Source organism: Pseudomonas sp. AC193, from assembly GCF_979258075.1.
Map to the genome: position 1 here is coordinate 1,981,711 of NZ_OZ409832.1, position 17,166 is coordinate 1,998,876.

The window sequence follows — 17,166 nt, forward strand, 5'->3', positions numbered from 1 at the left end:
CATGACAACGCTGACCATTGCTACCACACAGATGCCGTGCACCTGGGATTTACCCGGCAACCTTGATCGTGCCGAGCAACTCGTCCGTGATGCGGCGAAGCAGGGCGCGCAAGTGATCCTTTTGCAGGAACTGTTCGCCACGCCGTACTTCTGCATCGAACAAAGCCATAAACACATGGCGTTGGCCGAGGAGTATCGCGACAGCCGCGTGCTCGCGCGTTTCGCCACACTGGCCCGCGAGTTGGGCGTGGTGTTGCCGCTGAGCTGGTTCGAGAAGGCCGGCAACGCGTACTTCAATTCGCTGAGCGTGGCCGATGCCGACGGGCGTTTGTTGGGCGTGTATCGCAAGACGCACATTCCCAACGCCATCGGCTATCAGGAGAAGGAATATTTCAGCCCCGGTGACACCGGTTTCAAAGTCTGTGACACCGCGTTCGGCCGTCTCGGTGTCGGCATCTGCTGGGATCAGTGGTTCCCGGAAACCGCGCGTTGCCTGGCCTTGATGGGCGCTGAAGTGCTGCTGTATCCGACCGCCATCGGCTCCGAGCCGGGCTGCGCGGCGCTGGATTCCCGCGACCATTGGCAGATGACCATGCGTGGTCACGCCGCTGCCAATCTGCTGCCGGTGGTGGCGTCGAACCGCGTCGGGCGCGAAATCGCGACCACCGATTCGAGCCTGCAAATGAGCTTCTACGGTTCCTCGTTCATCAGCGATCACAAGGGCCAGTTACTCGCCACAGCCGACCGTGACAGCACCGGGTTTTTACTGCAAAGCGTCGATCTGGCGGCCATGCGTGAAGAACGTTTGAGCTGGGGCATCTACCGCGATCGTCGTCCGGAAATGTATGGGCCGCTGCTGAGTCAGGACGGTCGCCACCTTCATGCACGCTGGAACACTCAAGGGGTTTGACATGGTTACCCACCACAAACGATTGCTCGGCGCGATGGGCCTGGCCCTGATCTGTGTAATGCCGTCGCTGCACGCCGAAGACAAAACCTTGCGGCTGTACAACTGGGCCGATTATTTTGCCGAAGACACGCTGAGCCGCTTTACCGCCGAGACCGGGATCAAGGTGATTTACGACGTCATGGACGGCAGCGAAACCCTCGAAGCGAAGATGCTCTCCGGCGGCAGCGGGTACGACCTGATCTTCCCCGGCGACACCGTGGCCGAGCGCCTGATGCGCGCCGGCAGCCTGATGCCGCTGGATCAATCGAAACTGACGGAACTGGCCGACATTGAGCCCGGTTTGCAGAAACTGCGCAGCCATTACGAGCACTCCAGCAAAGCCACGGTGCCGTATACCTGGGGCACCATCGGCCTGACCTACAACGAGGAAGAGATCAAAAAGCGCATGGCTGATGCGCCGGTCAACAGCCTCGACATGTTGTTCAAACCGGAGCTGGCGGCGAAGTTTGCCGACTGCGGAATTTCGATGATCGATTCGCCGGACGAAGCGCTGGCGGTGGTGCTCAATTACCTCGGTCGCGATCCGCGCAGCGGCAAAGCCGAGGATCTGGCAGCAGCCAGTGAATTGTTGATGAAGCTGCGTCCGTACATCCGCAAATTCCAGTCGCAACCAGTGACCGATCTGGTCAACGGCAACCTGTGCCTGTCGCTGGGTTACAGCGGCGACATGACTCAAGCCCAGCGCACCTCGGACAGCGCCGGCAAGCACACGAAGTTTCAGTACCGTGTGCCGCGCGAGGGCACCACGGTGTGGATGGACACTATGGCCATTCCGGTCGACGCCAGACACCCGGAATACGCTTACGCGTTCATCAACTTTGTCATGCGCCCGGCGAACATGGCGGCGATCAGCAATTTCACTGGTTACCCGACGTCCAACGCCAAGGCGCGGGCGAGTGTCGATGCAAGTATGCGCGACAACCCGGACATCTACCTCGACGAAGCGACCTATGCGCGTTTGATCCCGGGCAAAGACATCCCTCAGGCCGACATGCGCGCACGCATGCGTACCTGGACTAAATTCAAAACTGCCACTGGCCAATGATCCACGGCCGGCGTGTTCGCCGGCCCTGTTTTTACAGGAAGAAACAGCATGTCGACTCGTCGTGAGTTCATCAAACAAGTAACGGTTGCCGCCGGTGTGGGCGCTGCGTTCATGGGCCTCGGTCTGTCGCCGGGCAAGGTGCTTGCGGCCGCTCAGGGGCGCTGGTTCATGCCCGACGAAGGCGACAAGCACGAACGTGCCTACATCGCTTTCGGCGCGCAGGACGCGATCTGGGAAGACTTCACCGAAGACGTCCAGGAAGCCCTCGGTCGCATCGCCCGTGCCATCGCCAAATATGAGCCAGTCACGGTGTTCTGCCGCCAGAACGAGCGCAGCATTGCCGAAGAATTTTGTGGCACCCGCAACATCACCTACGTCACCACGGCGCTGGACGACATCTGGATGCGCGACATCGGCGCCAACTTTGTCATCGATGACAAAGGCGGATTGGGCGCGGTGGATTTCAACTTCAACGGTTGGGGCGATAAACAGCAGCACAGCAAAGACGCGAAAATCGCCGCGCTCGTGTCCAACGGCGCACAAGCGACCTATATCCGCAGTGAGTTGACGGGCGAGGGCGGTGCTATCGAAGTCGATGGCCACGGCACCGGAATCATGACCGAGAGCAGCTGGATCAACCGCAATCGCAATCCGGACTGGAGCAAGGTCGACGTCGAAGCGGAACTGAAAGAGCGTTTGGGGCTGCGCAAAATCATCTGGCTGCCGGGGATCAAGGGCAAGGACATCACCGATGCTCACGTCGATTTCTACGCGCGCTTCATCAGGCCAGGCGTGGTGATCGCCAACCTCGACACCGACCCTGAATCCTACGATCACAAGGTCACGCTGGCGCACCTGGAAATTCTCAAGAACGCCACTGATGCTGACGGCCGCAAATTGCAGATCCACACGATTTCGCCGCCACTCAATCCGCGCAAAAGCAAGTTCAGCAAAAACAACCCGGACTTTGCTGCCGGCTACATCAACTACTTCGTGATCAACGGCGCGATCATCGCCCCGGAATTCGGCGACAAAGCGGCGGACAAGAAGGCCTTCGATCTGCTGTCCGCGCTGTACCCGGATCGCGACATCGTGCAGCTGAACATCGATGCCATCGCGGCCGGTGGCGGCGGGATTCACTGCGTAACCAGCCATCAACCACAGGCGTGATTGACTCTTTCGCGGATCAAGCCAACTATCGGCGCATAACAACATGACCGATGGAACAAAACTTGATCGAACGACGCCAATTCAGCGGAGGCATGAAGGGGAAAAACCTCCGCTATCTGAATGAGCAAAGCGCTGATAGCCCGCGCCTGACCCGTACCGGTTTTCTGCTGCTGGAACACTTTTCGCTGCCGGCGTTTACTCAGGCGCTGGACACGGTTGTGACCACCAATCTGCTGCGCCCGGGGTTGTTTGCCTCGCGCACGTTCGGCTTGGGCGACGGTGAAGTGGTCAGTGATCTGGGGCTGGTGATTCGGCCCGATACACGCCTTGATTTGGCAGCGCTTGAAGAGCTGGATCTGCTGGTGGTGTGCGGCGGTTATCGCACTGAGCTGCGTGCGAGTGATGAGTTTATCCATCTGCTCAAAGCGGCGGCGGAGCGGGGCATCAGTCTCGCCGGTTTGTGGAATGGTTCGTGGTTTCTCGGCCGCGCGGGTTTGCTCGATGGCTATCGTTGCGCGATCCACCCGGAGCATCGCCCGGCACTGACCGAAATCGCCAAAGCCACCCACGTCAGCAGCGAACCGTATGTGATCGATCGCGATCGGCTCACGGCGTCGAGTCCATCAGGTGCTTTCCACATGGCGCTGGACTGGATCAAAAGCCTGTACGGCAAGGCGCTGGTTGAAGGCATCGAAGACATTCTGGCGTTTGAGGAATCGCGTTACCGGCGGATCAAGCCTGACGAGAACATCTGCGTCAGTGCGCCGCTGCGTGAAGTGGTGAAGCTGATGGACGCCAATCTGGAAGAGCCGCTGGAGCTGGAACAACTGGCGGTGTACGCCGGGCGCTCGCGTCGGCAACTGGAGCGATTGTTCAAGGAACAACTGGGCACCACGCCGCAGCGCTATTACCTGGAACTGCGGATTACCGAAGCGCGGCGTTTGCTGCAACACACCGAGTTGTCGCAGGTTGAAGTGTTGGTGGCCTGCGGTTTTGTCTCGCCGAGCCATTTCAGCAAGTGCTACAGCGCGTTCTTTGGTTACCGGCCTTCAAAGGAAAAGCGTCTGGTGAAATAGGCGCGTTTTGGAAGTCTCTGTTTTAAAACAAAAAATATTTCACTTCGTGCTTCCCAAACCTCACAAACCTTGGTAAATTGCGCCCCGTTCTCACAGCGAACCTAACGAAGTAGCTGGACAGAGCAGTAGGGGCGTCGCCAAGCGGTAAGGCAGCAGGTTTTGATCCTGCCATGCGTTGGTTCGAATCCAGCCGCCCCTGCCATATTCGAAAAAAACGCCAACTTCGCAAGAAGTTGGCGTTTTTTTATGCCTGCGATTTGGCCAGGCTTGGTGATACAGGCGTGCGCGGCGCCGAAGCACCGCGCACGCCGTCCACTCAGTGCGGTGCGCGCGGAATGGTTTTCATCAGGTCTTCAGGGCTGATATGGCCGACCACGCTGCCCGGTTGCGGCAGGTTGAGGATGTGGCCCTTCATCTTGCCGATGATGTGCATCTCGCACGGCTTGCAATCGAACTTCAGCGTCAGCACTTCATCGCCGTGGATCAACTGCATCGGCGCGACTTTGGTGCGCACGCCGGTCACGCCTTTCGCCTGTTTCGGGCACAGGTTGAAGGAGAAGCGCAGGCAGTGCTTGGTGATCATCACCGGCACTTCGCCCGGCTCTTCGTGAGCTTCATACGCCGCGTCGATCAGCTTCACGCCGTGACGGTGGTAGAAGTCGCGCGCCTTCTGGTTGTAGACGTTGGCGAGGAAGGTCAGGTGCGAATCCGGGTACACCGGCGGCGGGCTGGTTTCGGCTTTACGGCCGCCACGCGGGTGAGCGGCGACACGCGCGGCAGTCAGGTTCTCGATCACTTCACGGCGCAGGGCTTTAAGCTGCGAGTTGGGGATGAAGAAGGCCTGTGGCGCATCCAGCTTGATGTCGGTGGCGTGGTACTGCGTGGTGCCGAGCTGGCCGAGCAGATCGCGCAACTGTTCCAGCGCTTGCTCAGGCTTGTTGGCAACGCCGAACGGGCCGTTGAGGGTGACGCTGGCGCTGATGCCTTCTTCACTGGTGGCGGTGACTTCCAGCTGTTCTTCACGCAGACGTGCGACCCAGCTCAGGGCGACGCGACGTTCGGACGAGGTCTTTTGCAGCGCCTGTTGCCAGTTGTGGTCGAGGTTGCGATTGAGCGGGTGATTCGGGCGCAGTTTGAACAAGCCTTCGGGCATTTCGTTCGGCTCGACGCGATAGCGATAGCGCTTCTCGCCGTCCTCTTCGAACTCGCCCTTGGCTTCAGCGATGTTGGCGCGGAAACCGACCACTTCGCGTATGACCAGCACGTTCAAGCCGTCGCCGTTGGACAGCGGTTCGTGGGTGATGACCTGCATGTCGCGTTTGCCGACTTTCTCGACGGTGCCCACCGGCAGGCCGGTGAAGGTCGGCGAATCGAAGGCGCCGATGTCGATCTTGCGATCGGTAACGAAGTAATCGGTGCTGCCACGGTGGAAGGTTTTTTCCGGGTCAGGCAGGAAGAAATGCGCGGTGCGGCCGCTGGAAGCGCGGGCCAGATCCGGGCGGTCTTCGAGCACGTCGTCGAGGCGCTGGCGGTAATAGGCGGTGATGTTCTTCACATAGCCCATGTCCTTGTAGCGACCTTCGATCTTGAACGAACGCACGCCGGCCTCGACCAGCGCGCGGATGTTGGCGCTCTGGTTGTTGTCTTTCATCGACAGCAGGTGTTTTTCGTAGGCAATCACGCCACCCTTTTCATCTTTCAGGGTGTACGGCAAGCGGCAGGCTTGCGAGCAGTCGCCACGGTTGGCGCTGCGCCCGGTTTGCGCGTGGGAAATGTTGCACTGGCCGGAGAAGGCCACGCACAACGCGCCATGGATGAAGAATTCGATGGCAGCGTCGGTTTCGTCGGCGATTGCGCGGATTTCTTGCAGGTTCAGCTCACGGGCCAATACCAACTGCGAGAAGCCGGCCTGATCGAGGAACTTCGCTCGCTCAAGGGTGCGGATGTCGGTCTGGGTCGAGGCGTGCAGCTCGATCGGCGGAATGTCCAGCTCCATCACACCCAGATCCTGAACGATCAGCGCGTCGACACCGGCGTCGTACAACTGATGGATCAGCTTGCGCGCCGGCTCCAGTTCGTTGTCGTGCAGGATGGTGTTGATGGTGGTGAAAATGCGCGCGTGGTAACGGCGGGCGAATTCGACCAGTTCGGCGATTTCGCCGACTTCGTTGCAGGCGTTGTGGCGGGCACCGAAGCTCGGGCCGCCGATGTACACGGCATCGGCGCCGTGCAGGATCGCCTCACGGGCGATGGCGACATCGCGGGCAGGGCTGAGCAATTCCAGATGATGCTTGGGCAAGGACATAGTTTTTTTAGTCAGGCTGTCACGGTTAGGCGCGCATTCTACCCCCGAAACGCGCGCCCGGCACGCCCGTGCTGCCCGATGGCACCGGGCCCTTGCAGGAGCTACGGCACACTGCGATCTTTTGACCTTTTCAGATCAAGATCAAAAGATCGCAGCGTGCCGCAGCTCCTACAGGATCCAGCGGTGGTCACCAAATAGGTGGGCGACACACAAACCTGTAGGAGTGAGCCTGCTCGCGAAAGCGGTGGTGCATTCAATAAAGATGTTGCCTGACCTGACGCCTTCGCGAGCAAGCCCGCTCCCACAGGATCCAGCGGTGGTCGCCGAGTAGGTGGGCGACATAGAAACCTGTGGGAGTTAGCCTGCTCGCGAAGGCGTCAGTTGGTTCGGCGCAAGGCTGGGGTGAAAATCAAGCCTTGGCAGCCATGGCGGTGACTTCTACGCGCATGCCTTCGACGGCCAGGGACGCAACGCCAACCGCAGCACGTACCGGCCATGGCTTGGCGAAGTAGCGTTTGTAAACTTCGTTAAACGCGGCGCGATCGGCCATGTCGGTGAGGTAGATGGTCAGGTGCATCACGCGATCCATCGAACTGCCCGCACGTTCCAGCGCAACCTTCAGCGCTTGCAGGGTGCATTCGCTTTGCAGGGTGATATCGCCGAGTTCCAGGCTGCCATCGGCACGGGTCGGAATCTGCGTGGACATCATGATCCCGTTGAACGTGGTCACGTCCGAGGAAATGGAGTCCGCGTCCGGATCGGGAGTGAAGATGATGTCTTGGTTGGCCATGGGTGATCCCTTGTGTGAGCGACTAAGAATCGCGCCAGTTTACAGATTCGTCACCGACATGGCCCGTTTCGGCATTCGGCACCATACTTCGGCGCGGTATTGGCAAACGATCTTCTCTTCTCAGACAGGAGCAGGGCCATGAGCAACAAACCGACGATTGTGCTGGTTCACGGATTCTGGGGTGGCGCCGCGCATTGGGGCAAAGTCATCCTCGAGTTGGCGCGCAAGGGCTACACCGATATTCACGCGGTGGAGATGCCACTGACATCCCTCGCCGACGACGCCGAACGCACGCGCAAAATGATCGCGCAACAAAGCGGCCCGGTGTTGCTGGTCGGCCACTCTTACGGCGGCGCAGTGATCACCGAGGCGGGCAATCAGCCGAACGTCGTCGGCCTGGTGTACATCGCCGCGTTCGCCCCGGATGCCGGCGAAAGCCCCGGCGGTCTGACCCAGCAACACCTGCCCGCCGCCGCACCGAATCTTGCGCCGGACAGCGACGGTTTCCTCTGGCTCAAAGCCGATAAATTTCACGAAAGTTTTTGCCAGGATCTCAGCGCTGATGAAGCACTGGTCATGGCCGTCGCACAGAAGGCACCGTTGGCCAGCACCTTCGGCGACACGATCAGCAATCCGGCATGGAAGAACAAGCCGTCGTGGTATCAGATCTCCACGGAAGATCACATGATCCATCCCGACAATCAGCGGCAGATGTCGGCAAAACTCGGTGCGAAAAAGATCATCACACTGGATGCCAGCCATGCGTCGTTGGCCTCGCGTGCTGCCGAAGTCGCGGCGTTTATCGATGAGGCGGCAACCGCTGCGGTTAAACCTTAGGGATCAGACCGGCTGCGTCGCCGCCTCAGCCGCGAGGGCTGCAAGGACACTCGGTCGAGCGGCGATGCGCTGCATGTAAGCAGCCAGCGTCGGCCAATCCTCAATACTGATGTTGAAGGTCGGCAGCCAAGTCAGAACGGTGAACAGATAGGCGTCGGCGACGCTAAACCAACCCAGCAGATAATCCTGCTCGGCTAGCGTCTGGCTCAAAAAATCCAGACGCTTGTACAGCTTCAACTTGAAAATATCCTTCACCGGTTCCGGGATCTCGCTGCTGAATAGCGGCGCACTGGCGCCATGAATTTCCGAACTGATGAAGTTCAACCACTCCTGCAAACGCACGCGCTCCCACGTGCCATTGGCCGGCGCCAGCGCATGCCCCGGCACCCGATCGGCGAGGAACTGCAGAATCGCCGGCCCCTCCGTTAGCACCTTGCCGTCGTCCAGCATCAACGCCGCCACATAACCCTTGGGATTGATCTCGCGAAAATCACGCCCGTCAGCGGTGCGTTTGGTTTGGTTATTGACGCGAATCAGCTCGAACGGCAGCCCCAATTCCCGCAGCACAATGTGCGGAGATAAAGAGCAGGTCATCGGCGCGAAATACAGTTTCATGGCACTTCCTGGCAATCGAGAAGCGTCAGAATCGTTTTCCGCCAAGGCTTTGGCAAAGGTCATTTCCAGTGCTAGCGTATGACAAAATCTCATGAGCACTGAACGAACGATGGCTAGCCGACTGCCTTCACTCAATGGATTGCGCGCCTTTGACGCCGCCGCCCGCCACATGAGCTTTACCTTGGCTGCCGCTGAGCTGAATGTCACTCAGACCGCCATCAGTCATCAGATCCGCCGGCTCGAAGAGGAACTCGGTGTTCAGTTGTTTTTGAGACTGAAGGACGGACTCGCGCTCACCGACGACGGACAAGCTTATCTGCCCGGCATCCGCACGGCGTTTCAAGCTCTACACCAATCCACCGAACAACTGCTTGAGTCTCGCCATAACAGCGTGCTGACCATCAGCACGCTGGTCTCGGTGGCATCAAAATGGTTGCTGCCGCGCTTGCCAGCCTTTCAGCAAGCCTTTCCCGACATCGACGTGCGGGTCAGCGCTTCCACCGATCTGGTAGATTTTCGCAAGGGCGGCATTGATGCGGCGATTCGTTACGGCCGTGGCGACTGGCCGGGGTTACGCGCCGATTGGCTGATGTCCGATGAAATTTTCCCGGTGTGCAGCCCGGCGTTGTTGCACAGCAATCCGTTGAACGCCCCGGCAGACCTGGCCCATCACACCTTGCTGCAAGTCAGCGGCATGACCACTCAAGACTGGGCGGCGTGGCTCGCCGCGGCAGGTCAGCCGCAGCAATTGGCGGAAGGATCACGGTTAACTTTCGATCTGGCATTGATGGCCGTGCAAGCGGCAATAGACGGGCAGGGCGTGTGCATCGGGCGTTCGACGTATGTCGAGGATGATTTGCGCGCGGGACGGCTGGTGGCGCCGTTTGCTCTGCGTTTGCAGGATGACTTGGGTTTCTATCTGGTTACGCCACATGAAACCGCAGGTTCGAAGAAGAACACCGCGTTGAGAAACTGGTTGTTAGCGCGATCAAACGCTTAAGAACTCAGTGCAGCGTAACCACCCGGCGACTCTCGCCAATGCGGATCCGGTCGAGTGCGCGATTCAAAGCATCCAGCGCATCAAGCAGGGCTTTAGCCTCAGCTTCGCGACCATCGCCCCACAGGCGCTCAGCCATTTTGTTCAAGGCCTGAATCGATCGCTCGATTTCGGCGGCGCTGGCGGCTTCTTTGTTTGGTGGCGTTTTCTTCGGCATTGATCAACCTGTTCACTGAGTCCAGCCGCTGAATAGAGCGGCTTCGACAAACATGTTTCCTCGTCCTGCCGGCCTATCCAACCATTGCGATACCAACAGGACAAGTTTTTCAGTCAGTTGCCAAGAACCTAGGAATCGCCAGGTGGCTGAAAAAGTGGCTAAGTGCTAGCATTCGCGACTTCGTTGGATTTTACACTCTCAAGGATTTTCGAATGACTTATCTGCGCCTGCTTTTAGCTTCTGCCCTGATCGCCCTCTGCACGGGCTGTGCCACGTCCGCTCAAATTTCCGGCATGACGGTCGCGGTCGATCAAGACAAGGCAAGCACCTATGACGCACAGCTGAAAAATAACGTACGGGTTTCGGAAGTGAATGGCGGGGATAAAACCAATCCTCTGTGGACGTCGGAAATCGACAGCCCTGACTTTGGCGCTGCACTCAAGCAATCGCTCGCAAACGCTGATTTGCTGGGCAGCGAATCCGCTGCTTATGCCCTGCGGGCGAATTTGCTGCGCGTTGACCAGCCGCTGTTCGGGCTGAATTTCGAGGTTACCAGTGAGGTGGAGTACACGTTGGTGGAAGCCGCGACCAACAAGGTTGTTCTGCGTGAAATCATCCGTACGCCTTTTACCGCGGGTTTCGGTGATTCCGTTATCGGCGTCAAACGTCTGCGCCTGGCCAATGAAGGCTCTGCTCGCGTCAACATCATCGCCATGCTCAAGCGCCTCAGTGATCTGAAAATCGAGGCCAAACAGGTTGCGTTGAAGAACTAGGCCTTTCCTGAAATGGATTCAAGCGTGACCCTCAAATGGGCGGCTCAAGTAGCCGCCCATTTGCTTTATCTCTCTCGCACCAGCAACAACCCTCCAGAAATTCCGAAGAGAAAAGCCGAATCCCGTTGCTGAAAAAGCAATAGTCATTTGCGATTTCGGCGGATTGTTGCCGTCTGGCTCAGAAGTTAGCATCGATCCATCGTTGCAACTCAGGGCCTTTGGCGCGAGTTCGAGACAGTTCGCATCGTCAAACTGTCGCTCCCGCTGATCGTCGCCACATTCGATCTACATCGGAAACTCCAATGTCCAAACTCTTCAACGAATTCGCGCTGGGCGACACCACGCTGAAAAACCGTATTGTCATGGCGCCGCTGACCCGCTCGCGCGCACCCCATGATGCTGCCGATGAACGCATCGCGTTGTATTACGCACAACGCGCTACCGCCGGTTTGATCGTCAGCGAAGGCACGCCGATTTCCCGTGAGGGGCAGGGCTATCTGTTCAACCCCGGTATCTTCACGGCCGAGCAGATCGCCGGATGGCGCCTCACCACCGACTCGGTGCATGCGGTGGGCGGCAAGATGTTTGCGCAGCTCTGGCATGTCGGTCGCGTCTCGCACCCGTCGATTCAGGAAGGTGGAAAACTGCCAGTGAGCGCCACGTCGAAGCAAGCGGTCGGCGCGACTGCGTTTGGTTACGACGCTGACGGCAAGCCGGCGCTGGTACAGCCACCGGCGCCACGCCAACTGGAAACGGCCGAGGTGTCGCGGATCGTCGGTGAGTTCGCCCAGGCTGCGCACAACGCGATCGAGGCGGGTTTTGATGGCGTGGAAATTCACGGTGCCAATGGCTATCTGTTCGAGCAGTTCATGAACCCGCTGGTCAATGATCGAACCGATCAGTACTCGGCGGATCGCCTGGAAAACCGTCTGCGCTTCACTCTGGAAGTGATCGATGCCGTGGTCGCACGCATTGGCGCGGCTCGGGTGGGCATCCGTATTTCGCCGTATGGTCAGCTGTTCGACATGCCGTTGTATGAGCAGATCGATGAAACCTACACCGCGTTGGCAGCCGAGATTGGCGCGCGGCAATTGGCCTACGTTCATATGATGGATCAGTCCGGGTTTCCGGCTCCGGGTACCGAGGGCGGTGGTGGCGGGCCGAAGGAAACATTCCTCGATTTGCTGTCGACCATTCAGTCGAAACTGCCTGACACCGCGTTGATTCTGGCGGGCGGCATGTCGCGCCAGCGTGCGGATGACTTGATTAATGACGGCATCATCGACCTCGCCGCGTTCGGCACCGCTTACATCAGCAACCCTGATCTGGTGGCGCGGCTGCAGAACGACTGGCCGCTGAGCGAAGCCAAGCGCGAAACCTTCTATGGCGGTGGCGCCGAGGGTTATGTCGATTACCCGCCTTATAAAGGCTAAGTAGCCGCTGACACATTGGCAGCCGCCACCGTTATTCGGGGCGGCTGCTTTTTCGTGTCCGGTGCAAACAGGCCTGAAAGGATCTCGCGGCGGGACAAGCAGACGAAGTTCTGCTGTAGTGCCCATCAACTGTTCTTGATGATCGGACTTTTTATGCACCTCAAAGCGCACCGGTACTTTGCCATGGTCGCCGTGACTGGAAGTTTCTCGGCGACGGCTCGGCACTTTCGCGTACCGGCGTCCTCCGTTTCTCGCTTCATCGCGGCGTTGGAGCGAGAGGTCGGTCAGCAACTTTTGTATCGAAACACCCGCGCAGTGAAACTGACGGACGCGGGTGAGCGCTACTACCAGCAAATCCGCGAAGTGCTCGAACTGCTTGATGCCGCTGATGAGGAAATCACCGGCAAGGGTGGCGAGGTTCGTGGACTGGTACGGATTAACGCACCGGTCGCGTTCGGCAGCCTGCACATCGTCAAACTGTTGAACGGTCTGTATGACCAGTATCCCGAATTGACGGTCGAGCTGACCGTCACCGATGCCTTTATCGACCCGGTGCAGGAGGGCGTCGACATCATCTTCCGGGTCGGACACCTGGGCGACTCCGGGTTGATCGGCCGCAAAATCTGCGATCAGCAATACGTCCTTTGCGCCAGTGCGCAGTACATCGCGAAGCACGGCAAACCCGCGTCGCCAGAGGATCTGCGGCATCACGCCTGTCTGGTTTACAAGGGCACGGGCGGGGCGCAGCGCTGGTATTTCACAAAGCCTGGCAGCGACAAGGCCGACATCATCGACGTGCAGGGGCCGCTTCGAAGTAACAATGGTCAGGTCTTGGTGGAAGCGGCGCTGGCGGGCAGGGGGATCGTGTTCTTTCCGTCCTGGCTGTTTAGCCGCGAGAGTTTCGTGAGCCAGCAACTCATTCGGCTGTTACCGGATTGGCAAGGATCGGTGGAGCCAACGCCTAGCCCGATCCATCTGCTGTCCCCGGAGAATCGCATGCGCTCCCAGAAGGTTCGCGTGGTGTGGGAGTACTTCATCAAAGCGATCGGCACTCCGCCTTATTGGGATGATCTGGGGGATTGATGCTTAGGCGCGGGCCGCCAGCGTCCGCACTGGCGTGAGACTCAGCGCGTTTCGCACTGCGGCGCCGGCTCGCCGCTCAATGCATCGACCATGGGCGGGTGCTCTTGCACCGCTTGGCGCAAATCTTCGGTCACGCGCAATTCCGCGCCTGTCGGCGAGAAAGTCGCTGCGGCTGCGAAAGGCGCGGGGTTGGCCGGAACCGGGCGTTTGCCGCGTCGCCAGAAAAAGAACGTGACCATGCACAGATTGACCAGGGCGAAGACCCAGAACAGACCGTTTGCGCCGAACGAGTTCATCACCGGTGAGATCATCATCGGACTGATCGCCGAGCCCAAAGAGTTGATCAGCAGCAAACCCTGAATCATCGGCACCAACGCTTCCGCCGGGGCGCGGTCGGCGGCATGACTGACGGCAACCGGATACAGCGCAAACACGCCGCCGCCGAGCAAGAACAGCATCACCGCGAGCATCGTCGACGACAACGGCAGCCACACGATCACCAGCGATAACACCGTGCACGCCACCGTCAGAAGGGTCAGCACCTGAAGGCGATCCTGACGGTCAGACCAGCGTCCGACCGGGTATTGCAGAAGCATGGCGCCAAGGATCGTCCAGGCCATCATGCTGCCGACTTCACCCACGTTCAGACCCATGCGTTGCAGGTACAGCGGCAGCAACGTGTAAATCGCCGCGATGCTCACGCCCGAGCCGAAACACCCGACCAGCCCGGTCGGCGTCACGCCCAGCAGTTGCCGTGGCTTGAGCGGCTCGACCTGATCGAGCAGAGGCGACACGCGCGGCAGGATCACAATCGGCAGCACCGACAGCGATGCGAGCATGCCGGCAACCATGAACGGTGCGCTGTCGCTCAAACCCGTGATCTTGCCCAGCGTTGCCTGGCCCAGCACGCCAGCGCCGTACAAGACGATCATGTACAGCGCGAGCAAGCGTCCGCGAATCTTCGCGTCACCCGCCAGCAGCAGCCAACTCTCGATCACCAGAAACACGCCGACCGTGGCCCAACCATTGATCAGGCGCAGGGCGAACCAGCCCCACGTGTCGTAAAACAAACCCTGCATGAGGATGGTTACGGCGATCAGCGAGGCAAAGCTGCCGTAGGCACGGATATGGCCGATGCGCAGAATCAGGCGATCGTTGAACAAGGCGCCCAAGGTCAGACCGATGAAATAGGCCGATGACACGACACCGATCATCGTCGCCGATGCACCGGCGGCGTCCAGGCGAAGGGTGGTCAGGGACGACAGAAATCCGTTGCCCAAGGCAATAATGAACAGCCCGAGCAGGGGCGCCAGCGCCATGGCCAGCAAACGCGGAGACATAGAAACCTCAAGGGATCGGGCAGCGGAACGTGCGTCTCTGCGCAGGGCAATGCCAAACCGAAGTGTGTTGTGCAAGCGCCCGCCGAACGGGCAGGGCAGTTCAATCGGCCGCACTTGAGCAAGTGTGGCCAGCCATTCTGGTACGTGATTTTTAACAGCGATGCTTTCAGCCACCGACTCGGGTGACTGTTTGAGAGCGCGGGATTCTAAGGCTTGTGCAGGATTTGCCAATAGCTGTTTGCTGCGACGTTAGGACGCAGGTGAGTTACGGCAGATCCGCCGCCTGAGCATCGAACCATGAACACCGCTTACATCCGGTGATGCTCGAGCAAGAAGTCGACGAACAAGCGCACTCGCGCCGGCATTGTCGAGCCACCGACGAACACCGCATGAATCGGTTCCTGATCGCCGGGGTTCCAGGTTTCCAATAGCGGTATGAGGTCGCCGCGCTGCAGATCCTCGCTGACGCTGAACTCGCCGATGCGCGCAATGCCGGCGCCGACTCGGGCGAGTTGTGCCAGTGCTTCACCACTGCTGCATTCGATGTTGCCGCTGACTTTCAGGGAAAACTCGCGGCCGTCGCGCATAAACGGCCAGTTGGGTTCGGCACGGCGAAAGTTGAAGCGCAGGCAGTTGTGACGGAGCAAGTCTTGCGGTTCTTGCGGGGTGCCGTGACGCTGCAGATACGCGGGCGATGCGACCACCACTTGGCCGGTTGTGCCGATCCTGCGCGCGGTCAGCGGGCTGTCGGGCAGATGGCCAAAGCGCACCGCCACGTCGGCCTGGCCAGCGAGGATGTCGACCACTTCGTCGCCGAGCGTGAGGTCGACGACGATATTCGGGTACTGCGCGCTGAACGCGGCCACCAACGGCACGATAGCCAGCCGACCATGGCCAAGCGCCGCGCTGACGCGCAATCGGCCCTTGGGTACGCCTTGATCGGCGATGGCGTCTTCAACCTCGTCCATGTCCGCCAGAATACGTCGGGCGCCCCGCAAGAATGCTTCGCCCTCAGCGGTGAAGGTGATCGCTCGCGTGGTTCGCAACAGCAGGCGCGTGCCCAGACGCTGTTCGGCGCGCGCGATGATCCGGCTGACTGCCGAGGGCGTCAGCCCCAAGGCGCGCGCCGCCGCCGAAAGACTGCCTTCCTGCGCCACCGTGACGAACACACTCATTTCACCTGACCTGCCATTGACGTCCATTTGTGCCTCTTACGCAAAGGTGATTGCCGAAATCGCTATCTACCGCCTCAAACGCTTGGATCGTAGCATTGGCGGCATAGATAAGGAGCCTTTCCATGCGTATCAATCCACCCCTTGTTGCACTCGCCATTGGTGCCTTTGGCATCGGCGTTACCGAGTTCGCCCCGATGGGCATGCTGCCGGGCATTGCTGCGGATCTCGGCGTGTCAATTCCCGCCGCAGGCCTGCTGGTCAGTGCTTACGCGTTGGGCGTACTGCTCGGCGCGCCGTTGATGATCCTCACCACCGGCAAAATTCCGCGCCGAACGTTGCTGATCGGTCTTATGGCGATTTTTACCTTGGGTAATCTGATGTCAGCGCTGGCGACCGATTACTACAGCCTCATGATCGCCAGGGTGGTGACCTCACTGAATCACGGAGCGTTCTTTGGCGTTGGCTCCGTCGTTGCTGCCAGTGTGGTCGCGCCGGAGAAACGTGCCGGGGCGGTCGCGGCAATGTTCATGGGCCTGACCCTGGCGACCATCGGCGGTGTGCCGCTGGCCGCGTGGTTTGGCGAGTTGTTCGGCTGGCGCACTGCATTTTGGGGGATTACCGGCCTTGGCGTGGTGACCATGGCGGCGTTGTGGTTCGCGCTGCCCAATCTGCGCGCACCGCAAAGCGTGGGCGTACTGGCCGAAATACGCGTGCTGGGCCGAGGCCCGGTGCTGGGCGCGTTAGCCCTGACCGTCGTCGGCTCGAGTGCGATGTTTACGGTCTTCACCTACATTGCACCGATCCTCAGCAGCGAGACCCACGCGTCCTCCGCTTTCATCACCGCCATGCTGGTGCTATTCGGTGTGGGCCTGACACTGGGCAACATGTGGGGCGGCAAGGCTGCGGATCGTTCGATCGATCGCACACTGATCGTTTCGCTGAGCGTGCTGATTGTGATCTTGCTGGCGTTTACCGTCCTGATGCGCTGGCCTTTGCCGGCCGCGGTGGCCATTTTGATCTGGGGTATCGCCAGCTTCGCCCTGGTACCACCGCTGCAGATGCGCGTCATGGAAGCGGCCAAAGACGCGCCCAATCTGGCCTCGGCGGTCAACATCGGTGCCTTCAATTTTGGTAATGCGATTGGCGCGGCGCTGGGCGGCGCGGTGATCAATGCCGGGCTGGGTTATCCGGCGATCTCCCTGGCCGGTGCAGCGATGGCGAGTCTGGGCCTGCTGATGGTGCTGGCGTTTACCTGGCGCTCGAAAGCAAGTGCAGCGGCGCTGACCCAACCCTAACGAGAGGGCGGTCAGGCGCCATCACGAGTGATTCGAACTTTGCGC

General features: G+C 59.7%; 16 protein-coding genes and 1 tRNA gene. 11 read left to right on the top strand and 6 right to left on the bottom strand.

The window, feature by feature from the left end:
• The first annotated feature begins 1 nt into the window (after nucleotide 1).
• The 5 genes from aguB to ACZZ0D_RS09185 all read left to right on the top strand — a co-directional run bounded on the left by aguB (nucleotide 2) and on the right by ACZZ0D_RS09185 (nucleotide 4,463).
• The gene (gene aguB, locus ACZZ0D_RS09165) at nucleotides 2-910 is read left to right on the top strand and encodes an N-carbamoylputrescine amidase (RefSeq protein WP_463553006.1); all 909 of its coding nucleotides are present in this window, start codon (nucleotides 2-4) and stop codon (nucleotides 908-910) included.
• Nucleotide 911: 1 nt separating this feature from the next.
• A complete protein-coding gene (locus ACZZ0D_RS09170; protein WP_400749768.1) occupies nucleotides 912-2,015 on the top strand; it encodes an extracellular solute-binding protein in 1,104 nt (367 codons plus the stop codon).
• Nucleotides 2,016-2,063: 48 nt separating this feature from the next.
• Nucleotides 2,064-3,185, top strand: coding sequence for an agmatine deiminase family protein (locus ACZZ0D_RS09175; protein WP_463553007.1), 1,122 nt, complete (start codon nucleotides 2,064-2,066; stop codon nucleotides 3,183-3,185).
• 50 nt (nucleotides 3,186-3,235) lie between these two features.
• Nucleotides 3,236-4,261, top strand: a complete 1,026-nt coding sequence (locus tag ACZZ0D_RS09180; RefSeq protein ID WP_463553008.1) for a GlxA family transcriptional regulator — start codon at nucleotides 3,236-3,238, stop codon at nucleotides 4,259-4,261.
• A 127-nt stretch (nucleotides 4,262-4,388) separates the two neighbouring features.
• Nucleotides 4,389-4,463 (top strand) — tRNA-Gln (locus ACZZ0D_RS09185).
• A gap of 114 nt (nucleotides 4,464-4,577) precedes the next feature.
• On the opposite strand, the gene ACZZ0D_RS09190 is transcribed toward ACZZ0D_RS09185, so the two are convergent.
• On the bottom strand, nucleotides 4,578-6,566 hold the full coding sequence (locus ACZZ0D_RS09190) for a peptidase U32 family protein (protein ID WP_463553009.1): 1,989 nt from the start codon (nucleotides 6,564-6,566) through the stop codon (nucleotides 4,578-4,580).
• A 409-nt stretch (nucleotides 6,567-6,975) separates the two neighbouring features.
• A complete protein-coding gene (locus tag ACZZ0D_RS09195; RefSeq protein ID WP_053120702.1) occupies nucleotides 6,976-7,356 on the bottom strand; it encodes a RidA family protein in 381 nt (126 codons plus the stop codon).
• Nucleotides 7,357-7,494: 138 nt separating this feature from the next.
• Here ACZZ0D_RS09195 and ACZZ0D_RS09200 point away from each other — a divergent pair, with 138 nt between their 5' ends.
• On the top strand, nucleotides 7,495-8,193 hold the full coding sequence (locus ACZZ0D_RS09200; protein WP_400749777.1) for an alpha/beta hydrolase: 699 nt from the start codon (nucleotides 7,495-7,497) through the stop codon (nucleotides 8,191-8,193).
• Nucleotides 8,194-8,196: 3 nt separating this feature from the next.
• Here ACZZ0D_RS09200 and gstA read toward each other — a convergent pair whose 3' ends face one another.
• Complete coding sequence (gstA, locus tag ACZZ0D_RS09205) at nucleotides 8,197-8,808, bottom strand: glutathione transferase GstA (protein WP_463553010.1); 612 nt, start codon at nucleotides 8,806-8,808, stop codon at nucleotides 8,197-8,199.
• Between the two features lie 109 nt (nucleotides 8,809-8,917).
• Here gstA and ACZZ0D_RS09210 point away from each other — a divergent pair, with 109 nt between their 5' ends.
• Nucleotides 8,918-9,808 (top strand): transcriptional regulator GcvA, encoded by an 891-nt coding sequence (locus ACZZ0D_RS09210; RefSeq protein ID WP_463553011.1) that lies wholly within the window; start codon nucleotides 8,918-8,920, stop codon nucleotides 9,806-9,808.
• Nucleotides 9,809-9,812: 4 nt separating this feature from the next.
• On the opposite strand, the gene ACZZ0D_RS09215 is transcribed toward ACZZ0D_RS09210, so the two are convergent.
• Complete coding sequence (locus ACZZ0D_RS09215) at nucleotides 9,813-10,022, bottom strand: hypothetical protein (RefSeq protein ID WP_463553012.1); 210 nt, start codon at nucleotides 10,020-10,022, stop codon at nucleotides 9,813-9,815.
• 212 nt (nucleotides 10,023-10,234) lie between these two features.
• Between ACZZ0D_RS09215 and ACZZ0D_RS09220 the strand changes: the two genes are divergently transcribed.
• The 3 genes from ACZZ0D_RS09220 to ACZZ0D_RS09230 all read left to right on the top strand — a co-directional run bounded on the left by ACZZ0D_RS09220 (nucleotide 10,235) and on the right by ACZZ0D_RS09230 (nucleotide 13,311).
• Nucleotides 10,235-10,795 carry a hypothetical protein gene (locus ACZZ0D_RS09220; protein WP_463553013.1) on the top strand — a complete coding sequence of 187 codons (561 nt, stop codon included), beginning with the start codon at nucleotides 10,235-10,237 and terminating at the stop codon, nucleotides 10,793-10,795.
• Nucleotides 10,796-11,097: 302 nt separating this feature from the next.
• Nucleotides 11,098-12,228: an alkene reductase gene (locus ACZZ0D_RS09225; protein WP_463553014.1), complete on the top strand. Its 1,131-nt coding sequence runs from the start codon at nucleotides 11,098-11,100 to the stop codon at nucleotides 12,226-12,228.
• Nucleotides 12,229-12,381: 153 nt separating this feature from the next.
• Nucleotides 12,382-13,311, top strand: coding sequence for a LysR family transcriptional regulator (locus tag ACZZ0D_RS09230; RefSeq protein ID WP_463554781.1), 930 nt, complete (start codon nucleotides 12,382-12,384; stop codon nucleotides 13,309-13,311).
• A 41-nt stretch (nucleotides 13,312-13,352) separates the two neighbouring features.
• On the opposite strand, the gene ACZZ0D_RS09235 is transcribed toward ACZZ0D_RS09230, so the two are convergent.
• Nucleotides 13,353-14,651, bottom strand: coding sequence for an MFS transporter (locus tag ACZZ0D_RS09235; protein ID WP_053120692.1), 1,299 nt, complete (start codon nucleotides 14,649-14,651; stop codon nucleotides 13,353-13,355).
• A 308-nt stretch (nucleotides 14,652-14,959) separates the two neighbouring features.
• A complete protein-coding gene (locus ACZZ0D_RS09240; protein ID WP_178124156.1) occupies nucleotides 14,960-15,853 on the bottom strand; it encodes a LysR family transcriptional regulator in 894 nt (297 codons plus the stop codon).
• A gap of 95 nt (nucleotides 15,854-15,948) precedes the next feature.
• On the opposite strand from ACZZ0D_RS09240, the gene ACZZ0D_RS09245 reads away from it, so the two are divergent.
• Nucleotides 15,949-17,121, top strand: a complete 1,173-nt coding sequence (locus tag ACZZ0D_RS09245; RefSeq protein WP_053120689.1) for an MFS transporter — start codon at nucleotides 15,949-15,951, stop codon at nucleotides 17,119-17,121.
• The last annotated feature ends 45 nt before the right edge of the window (nucleotides 17,122-17,166 follow it).